Origin of the sequence: Billgrantia pellis (assembly GCF_008297955.1) — a bacterium.
GTDB classification, from domain to species: Bacteria; Pseudomonadota; Gammaproteobacteria; order Pseudomonadales; family Halomonadaceae; genus Halomonas; species Halomonas pellis.
Genome location: NZ_VTPY01000003.1, coordinates 702,507 through 721,826 on the forward strand (window position 1 = coordinate 702,507; position 19,320 = coordinate 721,826).

Here is a 19,320-nt window from a genome sequence, read left to right on the forward strand (position 1 = left end):
CTTTAGGCCCTCCGGGCCACGACCGGTAGCAGTACACTCAGGCAATCAAGCGCGGACGGCCGCCAAGGGCATGCCGTCCGGTGGTCGACGACCCGTCCTATTCGTTGTCGGCCTCAGGGCGTTGCGCCAACCAGTCGCGCAAAAACGCAATCTCTTCCTCCTGGATCTCGATGACCTCGCGGGCCAGGTCGCGAATCGCTGGATCTTCACCATGCTCCAGTGCCACACGGGCCATGTCGATGGCACCCTGATGATGGGCGATCATGCCGCGGGCGAAGTCGACGTCGGCGTCGCCGCTGAATTCGGTCAACATGTCGCGGTGCATTTGCTCGGCAATGTCGCGATAGGCCTGCACCGCCGGGTTGTCGGCATGTACGTCCTCCGCTTGGGCCCCTGGCCCGTGCCCCTCATGCTCGCCCTCGACGCCTTCAGTCGCCGCTTCGCTGGTATCCGGTGCCGCCTCGCTCCCGGCTTCGCCCTCTTCGGACTCACCCTCCTCGGATGCGCTTGGCAGGGGCGACTCCGTTGCAGACGGTTCATCGGCCGATGCCTCGCCCTGTTGCGTCGAAGGCGCGTCTTCCTGGGACGCCTCGATCTGCTCTTGGGCCTGAGTCCTCTCCTCCGAGGCGAAGACGGGTGCCGCCAGCAGGACACTGCCGGCCAGGATGAGGGCCAGCGCCGAGCGGGAACGTACTACCGGAAATTGCGACATATGCTCTCCTAGTGCCAAGAAACCATGAAACGCCGATGGAACCTGCGCCCACGCAGATCGTCGCCACGAGATTATCATGTGCAGGCAGTCTATCCAGCGCAGCGATGGCCTAGCCATCCTCGCCGAAGCGAGCCAACTGCATCTCGCGCAACCGGCTCAGGGTGCGACGGAAGGCGAACGCCAGGTAGCCATGGGGGTAAAGCGCTTCCATGGCGACGTCGGCTTCGAGATGGAGCGGCACGCGGCGGTCGTAGCACTCATCCACCAGGGCGATGAAGCGGCGCACGCCATCATCGCGACGGGACAACGGCGGCAGCTCCCTGTCGCCGGCCACGATCCGCTCGACGCCGTCCTCGGTGCCTCGAGCGATTCCTCCGGCAGTGCTCACAGCGTTCAGCCTCGGCACCTCGCCGAGAAGGATGTGGTCGAAATCATCGACCAGGGCAATGAAATCCAGCGCCGCCAGCGGTTGTTCGCACAGGTCGTCATAGCGACACCACACCACACGCTCGCCGCGTCGCTGCACGGGTATTTGCCGATGTCCGAGCTCCAAGGGCTCCCGGTTCGCCTGCGGCTTCCCGCCCGGCTGCCCGGCTTCCTCGCTCAGCCGTTCGAACACCGCCGCCAGCGCGCTCGGCCGGCCGGGCTCGGCTATCCAGTAGCGCTGGAGCGCCTGGCCGGGATGCAGCCGATGATCGCGCCCACCATCGAGCTTCACCACGTGCATATGGCGCTCCAGGGCGGCGATGGCGGGCAGGAAACGCTCACGGTTGAAGCCGTCGGCGTAGAGTTGATCCGGCGCCTGGTTGGAGGTGCAGACCAACACCACACCGCGCTCGAGAAGCCGCTGAAGCAGGCGGCCGAGAAGCATGGCATCGGCGATGTCGCTGACGAAGAGTTCGTCCAGGCACAACACGCGCACCTCGTCGGCGAGCTCTTCGGCGAGCGCCGCCAGCGGATCGGCGACGCCGGCCAGTTGGAACAGGCGCTGGTGGACCCAGCGCATGAAGCGATGAAAATGCAGGCGCCGGGCCGGCACGTCAAGATGACGATGAAAAGCGTCCATCAGCCAGGTCTTGCCGCGCCCGACGGGCCCCCAGAGATAGACGCCAGGCACCGAATCGGCACCCGGCGGCGCGTCGCCATGCAGGGCCTGAAAGCAATCTTCGAGCCGCGCGGCGGCATCGCGCTGGGCAGCATCCGGTGCGAAACCCAGCCGTTCCACGGCATGCCGGTAAACCGCTAGAGGCGTCGTGGCGGTCATGCGCCCAACTGACGCGTCATCACGGTAACGGCTTCGCCCCGGTAACGGACTTCCTCATGGTCCTGCCAACCGAGTCGACGATAGAGCGCCTGCTGGTCGGGTGTGAACAGGTAGAAAAGGCTGACGCCGCAGTCGGCCGCCTCGGCTTCGACGCGATGCACCAGCCGCGATGCGATACCTTGACCACGCCATTCAGGCAGCACGAAGACCGACGCCAGCCAGGGCGTGAGTTCGGGGCGGGAGTGCATATCCCGAGCCATCAGCGCCGCCGTACCCACCGGCTGATCGCCTTCCATCGCCACGAAGACCGACGGCACGCCGGCATCGCCGCACTCACGGCGGAAGGCTTCGCACCAGGACTCGGCCGTGTATCCGGGGGATAGATGGCCCCACTCGGCGTAGGTCCAACTCGCCACGGTGGGGACATGGTCCGAGTCGGGGCTCAATCGAACGATATGGATCGGATCCTGCTTGGACATGCTCGCTCCTTGGTTCCGATCGATAGGGTTGCCGCTTCGCTTTGGCAGAACTCACAAGGATTCTATCCTGAGACGACATGGACCGCAGAACCCCATGCGTCAACCGAGGCGCAGGCAAGGAGAGCGATATGTCAGTGTCATTGAAGAAACTCGAAGAGCAGATTCTCGTCATCACCGGCGCCACCAGCGGCATCGGCTTGGCGACCGCGCGGCAGGCCGCCGACCGCGGTGCCCGTTTGGTCGTCGCCGCCCGCGACGAGAGCGCCCTGCAAATGCTGGTGGAGGAGTTACGCCAGCGCGGTGCCGAGGCAGTCTACGCGGTGGCTGACGTCGGTGACCCCGACCAGGTCCACGATATTGCGGGAACCGCCATCCACCGGTTTGGCGGCTTCGACACCTGGATCAACAATGCCGGCGTTTCGCTGTTCGGCTACCTGACCGACCAGTCCCTAGAGGATCACCGGCGGCTGTTCGATACCGACTTCTGGGGCGTCGTCTACGGCTCGCTTGAGGCAGCCCGCCACCTGGGCATGCGCGCCGAACGGCGTGGCGGCGCCATCATCAACCTCGGCTCCGTGGTCTCGGATCGTGCCATTCCGCTGCAAGGCATGTACTCGGCCTCGAAGCATGCGATCAAGGGTTTCACCGACGCGCTGCGCATGGAACTCGAAGACTTGGGAGCACCGGTATCGGTCACGCTGGTCAAGCCGGGCAGCATTGCCACTCCCTTTCCCCACCACGCGGGCAATCGCATGGATGTCGAACCCACTCTGCCCCCACCCCTCTACGAACCGAGCGTGGTGGCCAAAGCCATCCTGCACTGCGCCGAGCATCCGCGACGCGACATCCGCGTCGGCGGTGCCAGCATGGGCATCGCCATGCTCGGCCAACTGGCCCCGAGACTGGCCGATCGCATCATGCGGCGTAGCATGATCCGCCAGCAGCAAACGGATCGACCGCCGCAGCACATCGGCGGGCTGCATCGCCCTGCTCCTGGTGTCTGGCAGCGGGCCGAATACGATCACTCGGTCGCCAGCAGGAGCCCTTACACCCAGGCGGCAATGCACCCGGCACTAACCGCCACGGCCATTGCCGGCGCCTTGCTCGGGATTGCAGCGCTCACCGGCACAGCGCGGCGAAAGCGCCACTGAGCCACCCAACGCGCCGCCTCTCGTAGCGTTGCGTGCTATCCCAACTGGAAGGGATAGACCGAACCGATATCGAGGAGGCGCGTCAGCTCGTCCAGCGCGGTCAGGGTCTCGTCGGCGAGTTGGGGGTCGGCCAGGTCGTCGGGCGCCAACCGATCGCGGTAGTGGCGCTCGACCCAGGTGGTGAGTTCGCCGTGCAGGGTGTCGGTGAGCAGGACACGGCCGGTCAGCGCGGTGCGTTCCTCGCGCGAGAGTACCACCCGCAGGCGCAGGCAGGCGGGCCCGCCGCCATTGCGCATGCTCTGCTTGACGTCCTTGACGATCACCTCGCCGATGGGATTGTGGCCGGCCAAAAGGTGGTCCTGAATGGCGCGCCACACCGTCTCGCGCTCCTGGCATTCGCCGGGCACGACCAGGGTCATGCTGCCATCAGAGTTGCTGAGCAGCTGCGAGTTGAACAGATAGGTGGTCACGGCGTCGTCCAGGCTTACGGCCTCGCTCGGCACTCTCACCGGAATCAGTGGCGTGGCCATTTTGGCGCGTAGCGCGTCGAGAGTGCCCTGTTCGTCGAGGAAAGCCATCTCGTGATAGAGCAATACCGGGCCGTTGCCCACCGCGATCACGTCGTTGTGAAACACCCCCGCGTCAATGGCAACGGGATGCTGTTGGGCGAACACCGTCTGCGCCTCGCCCAATCCATGCTGACGGGCAACTGCCTGGCTCGCCTCCAGCGTCTGGCGCGCCGGGAAGCGCTTGGGCGCTCGACTCTCGCCAGGGCCGCCGCGGAAAGCCTGGCGGCCATAGACGTAGAGATGCACGCCGGAATCGCCGTGGTCTCCGCACAGGCGGGTGTGGTTGGCCGCGCCCTCGTCGGAAAAGGCCGGGGTCGCCGGTAGCGCCGGATGGTGGGCGAAGCGCGACTCGTCGTGGAAGATCGCCGCCAGCACCCTACCGGTGGTCTCCGGCTCCAGGAAGCGATGGAAGCTCGACTGCAGGTTCGCAGGCGTGAAGTGTACCCGGCCATCCGGCGCATCGCGGCTCGGCGTCACCGTGCCGGCGTTGGCGGTCCACATGCTCGAGGCGGAGCACACCGCGCGCAGCACCTGCGGCGCTTCGCTTGCCGCCCGTGCCAGCACCTCACGATTGCTGCCGGTGAAGCCGAGCGAGCGCAGCGCACCGAGGTCCGGCCGCTGCTGCGGCGGCAGCACGCCCTGGGCGTAGCCCGCGTCCATCAGCGCCTTCATCTTGGCCAGGCCCTGCAGCGCCGCCTCGCGCGGGTTGGAGACCAGGCCCCCATGGCTCATCGAGGCGACATTGCCGTGCGCCAGGCCCGAGTAGTTGTGGGTCGGCCCCACCAGCCCGTCGAAGTTCACTTCCCGGTAGTCAGCCCCGCTCGTCGTCTCGCTCATAGGGTCACCCCAGGCGGCAGGTTGTCAGGCAGAACCAGGGACTCGGCCTCCATCGAGGCGACCGGATAGGCGCAGTAGTCGGCGGCGTAGTAGGCGCTGGGGCGATGGTTGCCGCTGATGCCCACGCCGCCGAAGGGCGCGTCGCCCGAGGCGCCGGTGGTTTGGCGGTTCCAGTTGACGATGCCGGCGCGAATGCGCAGTAGGAAGTCGTCCCAGTCGGCTCGTTCGCCGCCGATCAACCCCGCGGCGAGACCGTAGCGGGTGTCGTTGGCCAGTTGGATGGCATGGTCCCAGTCGCGATAGCGATAGACCTTGAGCAGCGGACCGAAGTACTCCTCATCGGGCACATCGAGGCCGGTGACGTCGATCAGCGCGGGGGACACCAGGCTGGTGCCTTCCTGCAGGCACTCCATGCGCGACAGCACCACCCCCCCCATGCCTTCCAGTTCTTCCTGGGCCCGCAGCATGCCTTGGGAGGCCTCGGCATTGACCAGGCCACCATAGAACGGTGCCGGCTCCTCGAACGGCCCTGCCACCCGCAAACGGGCGATGGCGTCGACCAAGGCATCGAGCAGGTGATCACCGACCTGCCCCTCCGGCACGATCAGGCGCCGGGCGCAGGTACAGCGCTGCCCGCCGGAAAGGAACGCCGACTGCAGGATGGTCAGTACAGCGGCCTCTTGGTCGTGCACGTCCTTGACCACCAGCGGATTGTTACCGCCGAGCTCCAGCGCCAAGATCTTCTCCAGTTGCTCGGCGAACTGCCTGTTGAGCAACTTGCCGACCCGAGCGCTGCCGGTGAACAGCAGGCCATCGATGCCAGGGTGGGACGACAACGCTTGGCCCACCGGAGCCGCGCCCTGCACCAGGTTGATCACCCCCGCGGGCAGGCCCGCCTCCTGCCAGCATTGCAGGGTAAGATCAGCAGTCAGCGGGGTCTGCTCGCTGGGCTTGAAGGCCACCGTATTGCCAGCCAGCAGCGCCGGTACGATATGCCCGTTGGGCAAATGCCCCGGGAAGTTGTAGGGACCGAACACCGCCATCACCCCATGCGGGCGATGACGCAGCACCGCCGTGGCATCACCGAGATCGCGGCTGCGTTCCCCGGTTCGCTCCTGGTAGGCGCGCACCGAGGTCGCCACCTTGCCGATCATCGCCCCCACCTCGGTACGGGCCTCCCACAGCGGCTTGCCGGTCTCGGAGGCAATGGCGCGCGCCAGATCTTCACGGTGGGCTTCCAGCGCCTCGCGGAAGCGCTCCACCACGATCAGGCGGTCGGCGAAGGCAAACCGGGCCCAGCCCGGAAAGGCACCCCGGGCGGCCTCGACGGCCGCCGCCACCTGGGTGTCACTGGCCGCGGCGCCCTGCCACAGGGTCTCGCCGGAAACCGGGTCGCGCTTGGTGAAGGTCATCGCCTCGCCCGGCTGCCAGGTGCCGCCGATCAGCAGTTGCTGCATCGCTTTCATGTCGTCTCCTCGGTATCCAGTACGCGCAGGGAATCGCCGGACGCCACCCCGAGACGTTCCGCCTCCCGTTCGCTCAGTGTGAGGGTGTCGTCGCCGTCAGGCGCCCGCGCCACCCAGGCGGCACGGAAGTCGGCCATCACGCTGCTGGCCGCCAGCCAGCGCGGACGCCCCGGCGGCACTTCGCTCACCGAGCGCACCTCAACCCGGCAACGGCGCGACTTGCGCACCGCGCGCACGTCGTCGATATAGGCCTCGACAGTGGGCCCACCGTCGAAGATGTCGATATAGCCCTCCCAGCGCAGGCCCTCCTTCTTGAGCATGGCCAGCGCCGGGCGGGTGTCGCGATGAACCTGGCCGATACAGGCCCGGGCGTCCTCGGACAGGAACGGCGTATAGATGGGGAACTTGGGCATTAGCTCGCCGATGAAGCTCTTCTGGCCCAGCCCCGTGAGACGGTCGGCCTCGTCAAAATCCATGGGAAAGAAGTGGCTGCCCAGGCATTCCCAGAACGGGCTCTTGCCGCGCTCGTCGAATACCCCACGCATCTCGGCCAGCACCTTGTCGGGAAACTGATCGCGGAATTCAGCCATGAACAGCCAGCGCATCATCGACAGCAGCGCGCCGTTGCGTTGGTGCCGACGATCCCCGCCGCGGTACGGCGGGCGCAGGAACAGCGAGGCCACCTCGGCGTCGCCGGTATGATCGGAACTCAGGAACAGCGTGTCGATGGTGCGGTGCAGGTCGAGCTGCACCGAGGAGTGAGCCAGCGTACCCAGTCGGTAATGATAGAACGGTACCTCGCGTCCCACCTGACCCTCGATGGCGCAGCAACCGGCCAGCTCGCCGCTCTCCTCATCCTCAAGCACAAAGAAATAGTTGCGCCGATCCGGCGGCGTACGCTGGGCGAACGCACTCACCGCCGCGTCGATCTTGGCGGCCAGGAATTCACGGTTGTCAGGCAGCGACGTGAAGCCCACGCCGGTCTCGCGGGATACGGCTTGCAACTCGTCCAGGTCGCCCTCGGCAATCGGTCGAATGCGCATCACAGCTCTCCCTCGTCGTAACCCAGCTCATCCTCCCCCGCCGATGGCAGCGCCAGCGGCGCGGCCAGCACCGCGCGCCCCTCCTCTACACCGAGCAGTTCGGCGTGCTCGGGTGAGAGCATCAGCTGCCCGGTGGGCGACAGCGCGTAGCGGGCCACCACGCAGCGGAAATCGGCCAATCGCTGGTTGGCGATCATCGCCGGCTCGGCATCCGGCAGGGCATGGGCCGGGCGCACCCGCACCGGATGCCAGGCGGCGCGACGGAACGTCTGCAGACGGTCACGTTCGCCCTTGATCACCGGGCCGGCGTCGAAGATGTCGACGTGGCGCGAACGCATGAAGCCCTCGGCCAGCATTTCGGCCATGGCCGCTTCGTGCTCGGGATGCTCGCGACCGATGGCGGCCCGTGCCTGGGGCGTGAGCAGCGCCAGGTAGAGCGGAAACTGCGGCATCACCTCGGCGATGAAGCTCTTCGAACGCACGCCGGCCAGATAGTTGATGTCGTGATAGTCACGCACGAAGAAGTGACGCCCCACACTGTTCCAGAACGGCGACTCGCCCCGCTCGTCCAGATAGCCGGGAAAGGCCATCGCCAGCACCTCGGCGAAGCGCTCCGGGTACTGGGCGATGAACATCAGCCGCGCTCGGCGCAGCAGGCTCTCGGCGCTGGTGCCGCGATAGCGTGGATCGAGCGACAGCGCACACAGCTGGCTGGTCTCGGAAACCTCGTGGGAAAGCGACAGAGTCTGCACCTCGCGGCGCACGTTGAGCTGCTGCGAGGCATGGATCAGGGTTTCCTGGCGGTAGGTGTAGTAGGCCTCCTGCGCGCCGGCCTCGGCGCGCACGGTGGCGGTGCCCACCACCTCGTCGCGCTCCAGATCCTCGAGCACGAAGGTGTAGTGCTCGTCACCGGGGAAATCCACCTCACGACCGAACGATTGCCGCGAGCGAGCGATGCGCTCCTCGAGGCGATCGCGATGGGCAGGCAAATTGGTCAGGCTCGGCGTAGCCGATCCCGCCAACCGCTCCAAGGCCGGCAGGTCCGCCTGGCGGACGGGGCGTACGACCATCATGGCGGGATCTCCCGGTCGGTTGACGGCAGCGTCGCGCATGGTGTGTTCCGATGTCACTTCGCCGCCACCAGCCGCGCCACGGCACGCTCGAGTCGCGCCATGCCTTCGGCGATATCGGTTTCGGGAATCACCAGCGATGGCGCCATGCGCAGCACGTTGGGTCCCGCGATCAGAGCCATCACACCTTCCTCGATCGCCAGCGGCAGGATGTCCTTGGCACGGCCCTCATACGCAGGTGCCATCTCGGCGCCGATCAGCAGGCCCATGCCCCGCACCTCCTTGAACACGCCGTGCTTGCGGTTGATCGCCTCGAGGTGCTCGCGGAACAGATCGTGGCGCTGCTTGACGCCGCCTAGCACTTCGGGAGTATCGATGTGCTCCACCGCGGCCAGGGCGACGGCGCAGGCCAGCGCGTTACCGCCGTAGGTGGAGCCGTGGGTGCCGATGGCCATGGCCGGAGCGACGCGGTCGGTAGTCAGCATGGCGCCGATGGGGAAGCCGCCGCCCAGTGCCTTGGCGCTGGTGAGGATGTCGGGCTGGATGCCGTAGTCCATGTAGGCGAACAGTGAACCGGTGCGACCGACGCCGGTCTGCACCTCGTCGAAGATCAGCAGCGCATCGTGGCTGTCGCACAGGTCGCGCAGCCCCTGCAGGAAGTCCTGCCGGGCCGGCACGATGCCGCCCTCGCCCTGCATCGGCTCGACCATCACCGCGCAGGTATCGTCGTCGATCAGGTCGCGTACGCTGTCGAGATCATTGAACTCACCGTGAACGATCCCGCCCGGTACCGGACCGAAGCCCTGGGAGTACTTGGGCTGGCCACCGACGCTGACGGTGAAGAAGGTACGGCCGTGGAAGGATTGATAGAACGAGACGATGCGATGCTTGTGTTCGCCGATGTTGTCGTGGGCCCAGCGCCGCGCCAGCTTGAGTGCCGCTTCGTTGGCCTCACCGCCCGATGAGCAGAAGTAGACCTTGTCGGCGAAGGTGCGCTCCACCAGGGATTTCGCCAGCTTCAGCGCTGGCTCGTTAGTGTAGACGTTGGAAAGATGCCAGAGCTTGCCCGCCTGCTCCGTGATCGCCTCGACCAGTACCGGGTGGCAGTGGCCCAGTGAGTTCACGGCGATGCCGCCGGCGAAGTCGATGTACTCGCGTCCCTCCTGATCCCACATACGGCTGCCCTCGCCGCGCACCGGAATGACCTTCTGAGGGGAGTAATTCGGCACCATATACTGGTCGAAGTCGGCGCGGGTCGGGGTATGGCTCATCTCGTTCTCCATTCCTGCAAAGGGGTGATAGCGACGCAGTGATGTCATTCGAGTATAAGGAGCCTTGTCGATGCCGGCTTTCAGCTATGGGACCCCGATTTGTATAAAAGGGCTGTCGAAAGGTTGTTCAAGAGACGAAAGGCTGTGAATGGGGAAGCGGTCGTGATCAACAGCATAACCTGGAATCGAATCCGCTACGGGCTCTATGCGCCCGCCTACGATCTCGTGGCTGAACGTGTCTTTCGTCGCCCCCGCCAGTTGGCGCTCGACGCGGTGGACTGGCAGCCCGGCATGCGGGTGCTGCTGGTAGGTGCCGGGACGGGGCTGGACCTGCCCTGGCTGCCTCGCGATATCGAGCTGCATGCCACCGACCTGTCGCCGCGCATGGTCAAACGCATGCGAGCGCGGGCCGAGCGACTGGGGCTGGATGCGGAGTGCCGCGTCATGGATGCCGAGGCGCTGGCCTATCCCGACGCTCACTTCGACGTGGTCATCATGCACCTGATCCTGGCGGTGATGCCGCACCCCGAACTCGGTCTCGCCGAAGCCCGGCGGGTTCTGCAACCGGGCGGCCAGCTCTGCGTGATGGATAAGTTCCAGAGTGACGACCGTCCGGCCGGGGTGATGCGGCGATGGCTCAACGTGGCGACCAGCGCGGTGGCCACCGACATCACCCGCCAGGCCCGCCCGTTGCTGGAGGGCGCCGGCTTCGCCATCGCACTCGATCGTCCGGTGATGCTGGGATCCCTGTTCCGCGCGCTGCTGGCACATCCGCGCTGAGCCAGGCGCGCTAGGACGACGTGGGCATATCAAGAACGATAACGTTCAGAGCAGCCGCTCTTCGCGCGGCGTCACGCCAAAGTGGTTGCGATAAGCGGTGGAGAAATGCGCCGGCGACGAGAAGCCGGTCTTGATGGCGATCTCGCCGGCGGGCATGTCGCTATCGCGCAGCAACCGGCGCGCCTCCTTCAGCCGCAGGTCGAGGTAGTAGCGGCCGGGCACCGCCTGCAGATACTTCTTGAACAGCCGCTCGAGCTGGCGCCGCGAAATCCCGAGGTGTTCGGCCAACTCGTGGGTGGTCAGCGGTTCTTCGATGTTCGCCTCCATCAGCATCACGGCATCGACCAGCGGCGCCGGAGCATGTCCCAGGCGCGCTCGCAGCGGCACCTGCTGTGGCTCGTCGGCCATGCGCACCCGCTCCAGCACGAAGTGCTCGGAAACCCGCTCGGCCAGCTCGCTTCCGTGATGGGAAGCGATCAACGTCATCATCATGTCCATGGCGGCGGTGCCGCCACCGCAGGTGAGGCGGTCGCGGTCGATTTCGAACAGCTGCTGGGTAAGGCGAACGCGCGGGAAGTCCCGGGTGAAGGCCGCAAAGCGCTGCCATGGCAGGGTGGCCCGATAGCCGTCCAGCACCCCGGCACGTGCCAGCAGCTCGGTGCCACCACCGACCCCGGCCAATACCACACCGCTGCGCCCCAGCAGGCGCAAGCGCCCCAGCACACCGCTCTCGCGCGCGGCGGGCAGTGGGCTCGGCGCACAGACGATCAGCATGTCGAGTTCCACCGGCGCCAGCTCGAAGGGCCGGCAGGCCGCCAGGCTCATCTCCGCCAGGCTCGTCACCTCACCGCCCTCGGGCGCGAACGCCTGCAGCCGATAGAGCCGCCTCCCGGCCAGTTGATTGACCACCATCAGCGGCTCCAGCGCACACGCCTGCGCCAGTAGCGAAAAGCCCGGCAACACCAGCACGCCGACCCAGCGCGTGGGGATCTCGCGAGTCGTGAAGAGGGAGGTATTGGGCATTTCGCAGCGCCAGTGCCGGAACGAAGCTGAAATGGTACCCGAACGACGGCGTTGGCAATACCTTACCCAGGCTCAAACGACGCGCCCCCTGGCGGGTGACCAAGGGGCGCATCGGATGCGGTGTCTCAGCCTCCGAGGCGCGAGACCAGTAGCGTGATCAGGAATATTCCGGCGAGAATGGCAACGCCCAGCACCAGCCAATGCACGCCCTTGGGCGAGCGCTTGGCCTCCGGCTGCTCGGCATCCGGCTCGGGGTGGGCGAAGTCTTCGGGCAGTCGTTCTTCCGTGAGATGCGCTTTCTTCTCTTCCGGTGTCTTGCTCTCCCTGGTATCCATGGCGGACCTCCTTTGCCGCTGGGTTCGCCCGCCATGGTAGCCAGATGGCTCCCCAAAGGCGGGTCTATAGCGTCACGACATCGAAGTCTACGTCCGGGTTCACGTCGGCCTCATAGTCGACATCCTCCCGCTCGAACCCGAACAACTTCAGGAACTCGTGCTTGTAACCAGCATAGTCGGTGATCTCGAACAGGTTCTCGGTGGTCACCCGGGGCCACAGGTCCTTACACGCCTGCTGCACGTCGTCGCGCAGTTCCCAATCGTCCAGGCGTAGGCGGCCGGCCTCGTCGGTGCTGAACCCTTCACCGTAGAGCCGCTCACCGAACAGGCGGTTGAGCTGCTCGATGGTACCCTCGTGCAGGCCCTTTTCCTTCATGATCTTGTAGACCATGGCGATGTAGAGCGGCATGACCGGGATGGCGGCGCTGGCCTGGGTCACTACCGACTTGAGCACGGCCACGTTGGCGCCACCGCCGCTGGCCTTGAGCCTGGCATCGATCTCGCCGGCGGCACGGTCGAGATCTTCCTTGGCCCTCCCCAGCGCGCCGTGCCAGTAGATCGGCCAGGTGATCTCGGTACCGATGTAGCTGAACGCCACGCTGCGGGCACCGGGAGCGAGCACGCCGGCCTTGTCCAGGGCGTCGATCCAGAGTTCCCAGTCCTCGCCGCCCATCACCGCGACGGTATCCTCGATCTCCTGCTCGGTGGCGGGCTCGACCTCGGCCTCGATGATGGCGTCCTTGTTGGTATCGATGGCGGTGGCGCGATAGGTCTCGCCGATCGGCTTGAGCGCGGAGCGCTTCACTTCGCCGCTGTCGGGCAGGCGGCGTACCGGCGAGGCCAGCGAATAGACCACCAGGTCGACCTGTCCCATGTCCTGCTTGATCAGTTCGATGGCCTTCTCGCGCGCTTCGTGAGAGAAGGCGTCGCCATTGATCGACTTGCTGTAGAGCCCTTCGGCCTTGGCGAACTTGTCGAAGGCGGCGGCGTTATACCAACCGGCCGTGCCGGGCTTCTTCTCGCTGCCGGGCTTTTCGAAGAATACCCCCAGGGTATCCGCACCGTAGCCGAACGCCGCCGTGACGCGCGCGGCGAGACCATAGCCACTCGAGGCGCCAATCACCAGCACCTTCTTCGGCCCCTCGGCCCTGTCGAGCTGGCGGGCGCGGGTCGCTTCGATCTGCTCGAGTACGTTCTTCTCGCAGCCGACCGGATGGGTGGTGGTACAGATGAAACCGCGAACCTTGGGTTTGATGATCACGACAGACCTCATTGTTGATGTGCCGGCGCCATGGGCCGGAGGAATTCGAGTGAGCGATGGCGACATTCTAACGACCGCCCGGGCGTCTGTCCGCTCTTGAGCGAGGTCGGCGACTGGGGCACGATGCACTCCCGGGTCAATGCGCAGTCAGGAGGCAACCATGGACGCACAGACGCTGGTGGATGAACGCGGCGAGCTGTGGCTGGCGCTGGCCCCGCTGTGGCTGGATCGCGAGCCCGGCGAGAGCGAATACGCCCATATGGTCGAAGTGATCCAGCGCCACGAGCTGTCGCTGCACGAGCTGGAGTGGATCTTCCGCCTGGAGTTGGCACCTGTGCTGGCGCGCAACCAGATGTCGGTAGCGGGCGAGTGGCGCTATTTCGACGACTACCGTCTGATGCAGCGGCTGGTGGCGCATAACTTGCGACTGACCGGCTGGCGGCGCAAGGGATGGGCGCTATTCTCTGGATTGACCACGATGATGACTCGCCACCGTTGGAACGAGTTGATGGCACGGGTCATGCTCGAGCGTGGCGAGTCGCCCCACCCTTGAACCCAACCTTCGCCCACTAGACCTCGAAGTTCTCGTCGAGCGCCTCCTCCAAGGCTCGCTTCAGCGCCAGACCGCTCTCGTTCGGCGAGAAACGCTGGATCACCCTGCCGTCGCGCCCCACCAGGAACTTGGTGAAATTCCACTTGATTAGCGTGGTGCCAAGCACCCCCGGCGCTTTGCGCTTGAGTTCGACGAACAGCGGATGAGCGCCGGAACCGTTGACCTTGACCTTCTCCATCACGGGGAAAGTGACGCCGTATTCGGTCGAACTGAAGGCACAGAAATCCAACGCCGTTTCCGGCGACTGGCGCGCGAACTGATTGCAGGGAAAGGCCAGTACGGTAAAACCGCGGTCGCGATAGCGGCGGTAGAGACGCTCCAGTTCGCCCAACTGAGGGGTAAAACCGCAGCGGCTGGCCACGTTCACGATCAATAGCACCTGCCCCTGCAGGGCGCGCAGATTGAAGGGCTCGCCGCGAAAGGTACGGCATTCATGTTCGTGGATGGCCATCTCTTGCCTGCCTCGCTGTCGTCCGTCACACGCCACGCCTCACACGCAGCCCATCCCGCCCATGGGCTCGCACGAGCCGACCCGGTCAGGCCCTGCCCACCGCCTCTTTCTTCAAGCCTACCGAGAAGATGGGGAATCGTCACGCCCGGCATGCGTTGACCCCCGAGCCGCGGCTGACCATGCTTCGGAAAACCCCTTTGCGGGACGCCCAACAAAAGGAACCGTGCCATGCGCGATCCCCAGCCACGCCACCGCCTGGCCACTCACGAGGTGACCAATCAGCCCGAGCCGCCCCGCGACCGGAACCTGCTCGCCGACGACCTGCCGCTGCGCGAGGCATTGGCGCGCGACGCCCCTGCCTGGGTGGCCGAACGGCTGGCGCCGTTGGGCCACGAGATGGGCAGCGTGCGCGTGCAGGAGCTAGGCGAGGCGGCCAACCGCCATCCACCGGAGCTGCGCCTGTTCGACCGTCATGGCCGGCGGCTGGACGAGGTTCGCTATCATCCTGCCTACCATGAGCTGATGCGCCTGGCGCTGAAGGGCGGCTGGCATGCCGTGGCTTGGCAGGAGGAAGGGCGCGGTGGACACCAGGCGCATATCGCCGCGCTCTATCTGCTGACCCAGGCCGAGCCCGGCTTCTGCTGTCCCGTGACCATGACACACGCCGCCATGCCGGTGCTGCGCCGAAGTCCCGACGTCGAGGCCGCCTGGGCCCCGGGTCTGCTGGCCAACGCCTATGATCCCCGCGCGTTGCCTCCGGGCGAAAAGCATGGCCTCACTTTCGGTATGGCGATGACCGAAAAACAGGGCGGCAGCGACGTGCGCCGCAACACCACCCACGCCGAGCGTGACGGCGACGGCTGGCGGCTCACCGGTCACAAATGGTTCTGCAGCGCGCCCATGTCCGACGCCTTTCTCACCCTGGCCCAGACCGATGAGGGGCTCACGTGTTTTCTGGCACCGCGCTTCGGGCCGGACGGCGAGCGCAACGCGATCGAGATCCAGCGGCTCAAGGAGAAGTGCGGCAACCGCGCCAATGCCTCGGCCGAGATCGAGTATCGCGGCGCCTGGGCCTCCCGGATCGGCGAGCCCGGTCGCGGCGTAGCCACCATCATCGACATGGTGCAGCAGACCCGCCTGGATGCCGCGACGGCGCCGGTGGGCATGATGCGCCAGGCCCTGGCTGAGGCCTGGCGTCACGTGAACCAACGCCAGGCGTTCGGCCGCCTACTCGCTGAGCAGCCGCTGATGCAGGCGGTAATTGCCGACCTCGCGCTGGAAGTGGAAGCCGGCGTGGCGCTGTCGCTGCGCGCCGCCCGTGCCTTCGATGGCGCGGCGCGGGGCGATGCGCATGATGCCGCACTAGGTCGGGTACTGCCGACGCTGGCCAAATATTGGCACAACAAGCGGGGGCCCGGCTTCATGGCCGAAGCCATGGAGTGTCTGGGCGGTATCGGTTACGTGGAGGAGACGCCGCTGGCGCGGCTCTACCGCGAAGCGCCGGTGAATTCGATTTGGGAGGGATCGGGAAACGTGATCTGTCTGGATCTGCTGCGGGTGCTCGCCCGGCATCCCGAATCGATCGCCGCTCTGCGCGACGAGCTATCCGTCGTCCGTGGGCAACAGCAGGAAATGGATCTGGCGCTGGCCGGCCTGGAGCACGACCTGACCCTGCCCGGCGAAGCGCTGGAGCCGCGCGCCCGCTGGCTGGCGCAGCGTCTCGCCCAGAGCCTGCAAGCCTCGCTGCTGCTGCGCCATGCGCCGAGCGAAGTCGCCGAGACCTTCTGCCGCTCGCGCCTCGGCGTGGAAACGAGTCCGGTCTACGGCGTGTTACCGACCGATGCGCCACTGGCGGCAATTCTTTCACGAATCGGCGACTGACCCGCGGCCAGCGCCGGGATGTCGCCGGCAGGCACCGGCCGCGACAGGCCGAAGCCCTGCACGTGGGTACAACCGAAGCGAGCCAGGGTGGGCAAGCAATCGAGTTCCTCGACCCCTTCGGCCACCACGCGGATGCCCAGGCGTCGGCCGAGCAGTGCGATCGCCTCGACGATCGCCGCGTCCTGAGTGTCCTGCTGCAGATGGCGCACGAAGCTGCGATCGATCTTGAGTTCGCTGATGGGAAGCATCTGCAAGCGCGTAAGCGACGAGAAGCCGACGCCGAAGTCGTCCACCGCCACCTCCATGCCGCTCAGGTGCAGTCGGGCGGCAATCTCCGAGCCCAGCAGCTCGTCATCCATGGCCGCCGTCTCGGTGATTTCGAGCACCACCAGCGGCGACTCCCCCGGCAAGCGGTGACGGGTCAACGCCGGCAACTGGGATTCCATCAAGTCGTCGGCGGTGACGTTGACCGACAGCGACAGCAGCACACCCTGTTCTCGCCACCGCTCGGCATCGGCCAAGGCGCATGACAGCACGTGGCAAGTCAAGCGGCGGCTCTGGCCTGCGGTCAACATGGGCAGAAAGCTTGCCGGCCCGATGAGGCCGATTTCGGGATGTACCCAACGCACCAGCGCCTCGACCCCACTGAGCCGCCCCGTTGCCAGCTCGAACTGGGGCTGGTAGTGCACGGTAAGCTCATTGCGCTCGAGCGCGGCATCGAGCTCCTCGGCGGAGAAAAAGGGGTCGTCCTCGGGTACGAGGGCCGGCTTGCGACCGGGGTGCAGCCGCTCCAGCCGCTGACGCAACTCGGCCAGGCGCATCGGCTTGTCCAGCGAGCCGAGCATCTGGAGTCCCAACGTGTGGCCGACCCGCTCGGCGATACGCGAGATCTTTCGCTCGACGCCCCCCAACAGCAACACCCAGCCGGCATAGCGCTGTTCCGCCAGCAGTCGCAGCAGTGCGATGCCGTCGGGGTCGCCGAACTCCAGCCCCATGATGACCAACTGAGGGGCGCATTCATCGAGTTCGCTCAGCAGTTCGTCCGCGCGTCGGTAGCAGCGACTCTCCATACCCAGCACATGCAGCTGCAGCGAGAGGATCGCCACGACATCGGGATCCTCGTCGAGCACCATCGCCAGTACCCGCTCATTGTCATCGGTAAATAGGTTGTTCATCAGGGCCACGCTCTCGAAGTATCCCGAGGCTATCATCATCCCTGACGAGACATCGGATGGGGAATCAACGTTGGGCGCTCAGCCGAGGGGGCCGACCACCACGCGCAGCGCAATCGCCAGCAACATCACACCGGTGATGCGGTGAACCCAATGAGCCCGCACCTGCAACCAGGGCAGGACACGGGAGTGTGTCAGCGACACCGCCACCAGCACGTACCAACCACCGTCGATGATCATGGCGGTGGCGACGATAATCGCCTTGGCCATCAGGCTCATCTCCGGCGTGACGAACTGGCTGAGCAGGGCAATGAAGAACAAGATCAACTTGGGGTTGCCCAGCGCCACCAGCATCCCTTCTCGAGCCGCCTGGCGTCGGGTGGTGGCCATGCCGGCCGCCTCCAGCGCCGCCGTCCTGCCGGCACGCAGCGCCTTGATGCCAAGCCAGGCCAGGTAGGCCGCCCCACCCCAGGTAATGATCTGGAACAGCGTGGGGAAGCGTACGATCAGTGCCCCCAACCCCAGCACTGTGAGCAGAGCATAAAAGCCCACCCCCAGGGCATGAGACAGCGCCGCCACGATGCCGGGCACCCGCCCGCCGCCCAAAGTATGGCGCAGCACCAGGGCCAGGCTCGGTCCCGGCGACATCGCCCCCATGGCGCAGACTGCCACCAGCGACATCCATAGCGAAAGCGGCACGACAGGCTCCTTCTTGTTATCGGCGACGCACGGCTTGTTGCCGAACAAGGCATACAGGCGACGCCAGGGCACTAGCGATGAAACTGCCCTTCGCGCTCCGGCTGCCACAGAATGGCGTCGATACGCAGACGCGCCTTGCCGTCACCGGGCAGCGGCCAGTCAATCTCATCGCCGATGCGAAGGCCGATCAGGCCGGCACCGATCGGCGCCATCACCGATAGCCCATCCTCGGTGGTCGCCAGGGAATGAGGATAGACCAAGGTGCGAGTCATCTGTCGGTTGCGCGTCAGGTCGGTGAACTGCACCTGGCTGTTCATGCTGACCACATCCGCAGGGACCTTGTCGGGATCGACGACCTCGCCTCGCTCGAGTTCCGCTTCCAGGCAATCGGCAACGAAGCGATCCTTCTCGCTCGCCTGATCGATCAACCGCTGTAGCCGCTCGGCGTCCAGACGGTTGATGAGAATGGGGGGACGGGACGACATATGACCTCCTAACGCCGCCGGGCAAGTGGGCGGCCATGCAACGAAAACAGCCCTTCGCCCACGATGGGGAGAAGGACTGAAAAGGAAATGATAAGCCCAACGCAGGGGAATGTCAGGCCTCCTAGCCTTTCGGATGCCGCCCCGATGTCATCAGCAGCACGCCGGCCAACACGACCAGTACTATGCCGACAAAGGCACCCGGGCTCTGCACCTGCCAGCCGAACAGCGCCAATACCCCCCCCAGCACGCCGAGCACCCAGGCGAATCGCTTCACACCCATATCGCCACCTCTCTCGATTTTATCGTCCAGCATGCCGTCGCGAGTGGCGTCATATCAAGAGAATGTGAGATAGCCCGAACGCGGCCTTTCGCCACCGCTTCGCTACGGTTGGTTCCGTATCGCCGCCATGGCCTACGTTCAGAATGGCTGGCCTACGGGGCCAAGGACTGGATTCGCCACAATGGGAGGTTCGTCATGCGTTACCGCTACCTGGAAGCCAGCGAAGGGGATTTCACCTTTCGAGAGGACAAGGAGACCGACCACGCCGAAGGCTTCGTCGTGTATGACAGCGAAACCAATGAAGCCCAGGGTGTCTACGCCACCGAGGAGGAGGCCCGTCAGGTGTGCGCCAAGCTCAACGGCTCAGGCCCTTGAGGCTCCAGCCCGCCAGGGTGGGTCATAATGTCGCAGCTCGTTCGGCCCGTGGCATAGGCACGCGCCACGGGCCGTGACATGCCTGAACACCTTAGCGCCCGGG

21 protein-coding genes are annotated in these 19,320 nt (G+C 65.9%); 5 read left to right on the plus strand and 16 right to left on the minus strand.

Annotated elements, in window-relative coordinates; genetic code table 11:
* Positions 1 to 97 precede the first annotated feature (97 nt).
* The 3 genes from copM to F0A17_RS09115 all read right to left on the minus strand — a co-directional run bounded on the left by copM (position 98) and on the right by F0A17_RS09115 (position 2,455).
* On the minus strand, positions 98 to 712 hold the full coding sequence (gene copM, locus F0A17_RS09105) for a CopM family metallochaperone (RefSeq protein ID WP_187774665.1): 615 nt from the start codon (positions 710 to 712) through the stop codon (positions 98 to 100).
* Positions 713 to 821: 109 nt separating this feature from the next.
* Entirely contained in the window at positions 822 to 1,976 is a 1,155-nt protein-coding gene (gene zapE, locus F0A17_RS09110) for a cell division protein ZapE (protein ID WP_149328008.1), read from the minus strand.
* Entirely contained in the window at positions 1,973 to 2,455 is a 483-nt protein-coding gene (locus tag F0A17_RS09115; protein ID WP_149328009.1) for a GNAT family N-acetyltransferase, read from the minus strand. Before F0A17_RS09115 ends, zapE begins: the two co-directional genes overlap by 4 nt.
* A gap of 128 nt (positions 2,456 to 2,583) precedes the next feature.
* Between F0A17_RS09115 and F0A17_RS09120 the strand changes: the two genes are divergently transcribed.
* Positions 2,584 to 3,606, plus strand: a complete 1,023-nt coding sequence (locus tag F0A17_RS09120) for an SDR family oxidoreductase (protein WP_149328010.1) — start codon at positions 2,584 to 2,586, stop codon at positions 3,604 to 3,606.
* Between the two features lie 35 nt (positions 3,607 to 3,641).
* On the opposite strand, the gene astB is transcribed toward F0A17_RS09120, so the two are convergent.
* The 5 genes from astB to F0A17_RS09145 are packed head-to-tail and all read right to left on the minus strand — an operon-like array spanning position 3,642 to position 9,862.
* Entirely contained in the window at positions 3,642 to 5,012 is a 1,371-nt protein-coding gene (gene astB, locus F0A17_RS09125; protein ID WP_149328011.1) for an N-succinylarginine dihydrolase, read from the minus strand.
* Entirely contained in the window at positions 5,009 to 6,478 is a 1,470-nt protein-coding gene (astD, locus tag F0A17_RS09130) for a succinylglutamate-semialdehyde dehydrogenase (protein WP_149328012.1), read from the minus strand. The genes astB and astD overlap by 4 nt, the downstream gene beginning before the upstream one ends.
* On the minus strand, positions 6,475 to 7,521 hold the full coding sequence (astA, locus tag F0A17_RS09135) for an arginine N-succinyltransferase (RefSeq protein ID WP_149328013.1): 1,047 nt from the start codon (positions 7,519 to 7,521) through the stop codon (positions 6,475 to 6,477). Before astA ends, astD begins: the two co-directional genes overlap by 4 nt.
* Positions 7,521 to 8,594, minus strand: coding sequence for an arginine N-succinyltransferase (locus F0A17_RS09140; protein ID WP_149328239.1), 1,074 nt, complete (start codon positions 8,592 to 8,594; stop codon positions 7,521 to 7,523). Before F0A17_RS09140 ends, astA begins: the two co-directional genes overlap by 1 nt.
* Positions 8,595 to 8,647: 53 nt before the next feature.
* Positions 8,648 to 9,862 (minus strand): aspartate aminotransferase family protein, encoded by a 1,215-nt coding sequence (locus F0A17_RS09145; RefSeq protein WP_149328014.1) that lies wholly within the window; start codon positions 9,860 to 9,862, stop codon positions 8,648 to 8,650.
* A gap of 162 nt (positions 9,863 to 10,024) precedes the next feature.
* Here F0A17_RS09145 and F0A17_RS09150 point away from each other — a divergent pair, with 162 nt between their 5' ends.
* Positions 10,025 to 10,642 carry a class I SAM-dependent methyltransferase gene (locus F0A17_RS09150; protein ID WP_149328015.1) on the plus strand — a complete coding sequence of 206 codons (618 nt, stop codon included), beginning with the start codon at positions 10,025 to 10,027 and terminating at the stop codon, positions 10,640 to 10,642.
* Between the two features lie 45 nt (positions 10,643 to 10,687).
* Here the strand turns inward: F0A17_RS09150 and F0A17_RS09155 are convergent, their stop codons facing one another.
* From F0A17_RS09155 to fabV, 3 genes are all read right to left on the minus strand, one after another.
* Positions 10,688 to 11,665 carry a GlxA family transcriptional regulator gene (locus F0A17_RS09155; RefSeq protein WP_187774666.1) on the minus strand — a complete coding sequence of 326 codons (978 nt, stop codon included), beginning with the start codon at positions 11,663 to 11,665 and terminating at the stop codon, positions 10,688 to 10,690.
* 125 nt (positions 11,666 to 11,790) lie between these two features.
* Positions 11,791 to 12,000 carry a hypothetical protein gene (locus F0A17_RS09160; RefSeq protein WP_149328016.1) on the minus strand — a complete coding sequence of 70 codons (210 nt, stop codon included), beginning with the start codon at positions 11,998 to 12,000 and terminating at the stop codon, positions 11,791 to 11,793.
* Between the two features lie 64 nt (positions 12,001 to 12,064).
* On the minus strand, positions 12,065 to 13,261 hold the full coding sequence (gene fabV, locus F0A17_RS09165) for an enoyl-ACP reductase FabV (protein ID WP_149328017.1): 1,197 nt from the start codon (positions 13,259 to 13,261) through the stop codon (positions 12,065 to 12,067).
* A gap of 160 nt (positions 13,262 to 13,421) precedes the next feature.
* Between fabV and F0A17_RS09170 the strand changes: the two genes are divergently transcribed.
* The gene (locus tag F0A17_RS09170) at positions 13,422 to 13,814 is read left to right on the plus strand and encodes a DUF7079 family protein (RefSeq protein ID WP_149328018.1); all 393 of its coding nucleotides are present in this window, start codon (positions 13,422 to 13,424) and stop codon (positions 13,812 to 13,814) included.
* Positions 13,815 to 13,830: 16 nt separating this feature from the next.
* Here F0A17_RS09170 and F0A17_RS09175 read toward each other — a convergent pair whose 3' ends face one another.
* Positions 13,831 to 14,325 (minus strand): glutathione peroxidase, encoded by a 495-nt coding sequence (locus F0A17_RS09175; protein ID WP_149328019.1) that lies wholly within the window; start codon positions 14,323 to 14,325, stop codon positions 13,831 to 13,833.
* A gap of 228 nt (positions 14,326 to 14,553) precedes the next feature.
* On the opposite strand from F0A17_RS09175, the gene F0A17_RS09180 reads away from it, so the two are divergent.
* A complete protein-coding gene (locus F0A17_RS09180) occupies positions 14,554 to 16,206 on the plus strand; it encodes an acyl-CoA dehydrogenase family protein (RefSeq protein ID WP_149328020.1) in 1,653 nt (550 codons plus the stop codon).
* Here F0A17_RS09180 and F0A17_RS09185 read toward each other — a convergent pair.
* The 4 genes from F0A17_RS09185 to F0A17_RS09200 form a co-directional block, all read right to left on the minus strand.
* Positions 16,146 to 17,381, minus strand: a complete 1,236-nt coding sequence (locus F0A17_RS09185; RefSeq protein ID WP_187774667.1) for an EAL domain-containing response regulator — start codon at positions 17,379 to 17,381, stop codon at positions 16,146 to 16,148. The genes F0A17_RS09180 and F0A17_RS09185 overlap by 61 nt on opposite strands.
* A gap of 78 nt (positions 17,382 to 17,459) precedes the next feature.
* Complete coding sequence (locus F0A17_RS09190; RefSeq protein WP_149328022.1) at positions 17,460 to 18,077, minus strand: LysE family translocator; 618 nt, start codon at positions 18,075 to 18,077, stop codon at positions 17,460 to 17,462.
* Between the two features lie 71 nt (positions 18,078 to 18,148).
* Complete coding sequence (rnk, locus tag F0A17_RS09195) at positions 18,149 to 18,562, minus strand: nucleoside diphosphate kinase regulator (protein ID WP_149328023.1); 414 nt, start codon at positions 18,560 to 18,562, stop codon at positions 18,149 to 18,151.
* A gap of 121 nt (positions 18,563 to 18,683) precedes the next feature.
* Positions 18,684 to 18,875, minus strand: a complete 192-nt coding sequence (locus F0A17_RS09200) for a hypothetical protein (protein ID WP_149328024.1) — start codon at positions 18,873 to 18,875, stop codon at positions 18,684 to 18,686.
* A 162-nt stretch (positions 18,876 to 19,037) separates the two neighbouring features.
* On the opposite strand from F0A17_RS09200, the gene F0A17_RS09205 reads away from it, so the two are divergent.
* Positions 19,038 to 19,217, plus strand: a complete 180-nt coding sequence (locus tag F0A17_RS09205; RefSeq protein WP_149328025.1) for a hypothetical protein — start codon at positions 19,038 to 19,040, stop codon at positions 19,215 to 19,217.
* The last annotated feature ends 103 nt before the right edge of the window (positions 19,218 to 19,320 follow it).

Coding starts and splice junctions, on each gene's coding strand:
- F0A17_RS09120 (WP_149328010.1), top strand. CDS start 2,584: ATGTCAGTGTCATTGAAGAAACTCGAAGAGCAGATTCTCGTCATCACC.
- copM (WP_187774665.1), bottom strand. CDS start 712: ATGTCGCAATTTCCGGTAGTACGTTCCCGCTCGGCGCTGGCCCTCATC.
- F0A17_RS09180 (WP_149328020.1), top strand. CDS start 14,554: ATGCGCGATCCCCAGCCACGCCACCGCCTGGCCACTCACGAGGTGACC.
- zapE (WP_149328008.1), bottom strand. CDS start 1,976: ATGACCGCCACGACGCCTCTAGCGGTTTACCGGCATGCCGTGGAACGG.
- F0A17_RS09185 (WP_187774667.1), bottom strand. CDS start 17,381: ATGAACAACCTATTTACCGATGACAATGAGCGGGTACTGGCGATGGTG.
- F0A17_RS09115 (WP_149328009.1), bottom strand. CDS start 2,455: ATGTCCAAGCAGGATCCGATCCATATCGTTCGATTGAGCCCCGACTCG.
- F0A17_RS09155 (WP_187774666.1), bottom strand. CDS start 11,665: ATGCCCAATACCTCCCTCTTCACGACTCGCGAGATCCCCACGCGCTGG.
- astD (WP_149328012.1), bottom strand. CDS start 6,478: ATGAAAGCGATGCAGCAACTGCTGATCGGCGGCACCTGGCAGCCGGGC.
- F0A17_RS09205 (WP_149328025.1), top strand. CDS start 19,038: ATGCGTTACCGCTACCTGGAAGCCAGCGAAGGGGATTTCACCTTTCGA.
- F0A17_RS09160 (WP_149328016.1), bottom strand. CDS start 12,000: ATGGATACCAGGGAGAGCAAGACACCGGAAGAGAAGAAAGCGCATCTC.
- rnk (WP_149328023.1), bottom strand. CDS start 18,562: ATGTCGTCCCGTCCCCCCATTCTCATCAACCGTCTGGACGCCGAGCGG.
- F0A17_RS09145 (WP_149328014.1), bottom strand. CDS start 9,862: ATGAGCCATACCCCGACCCGCGCCGACTTCGACCAGTATATGGTGCCG.
- F0A17_RS09170 (WP_149328018.1), top strand. CDS start 13,422: ATGGACGCACAGACGCTGGTGGATGAACGCGGCGAGCTGTGGCTGGCG.
- F0A17_RS09140 (WP_149328239.1), bottom strand. CDS start 8,594: ATGATGGTCGTACGCCCCGTCCGCCAGGCGGACCTGCCGGCCTTGGAG.
- F0A17_RS09175 (WP_149328019.1), bottom strand. CDS start 14,325: ATGGCCATCCACGAACATGAATGCCGTACCTTTCGCGGCGAGCCCTTC.
- astA (WP_149328013.1), bottom strand. CDS start 7,521: ATGCGCATTCGACCGATTGCCGAGGGCGACCTGGACGAGTTGCAAGCC.
- F0A17_RS09200 (WP_149328024.1), bottom strand. CDS start 18,875: ATGCTGGACGATAAAATCGAGAGAGGTGGCGATATGGGTGTGAAGCGA.
- astB (WP_149328011.1), bottom strand. CDS start 5,012: ATGAGCGAGACGACGAGCGGGGCTGACTACCGGGAAGTGAACTTCGAC.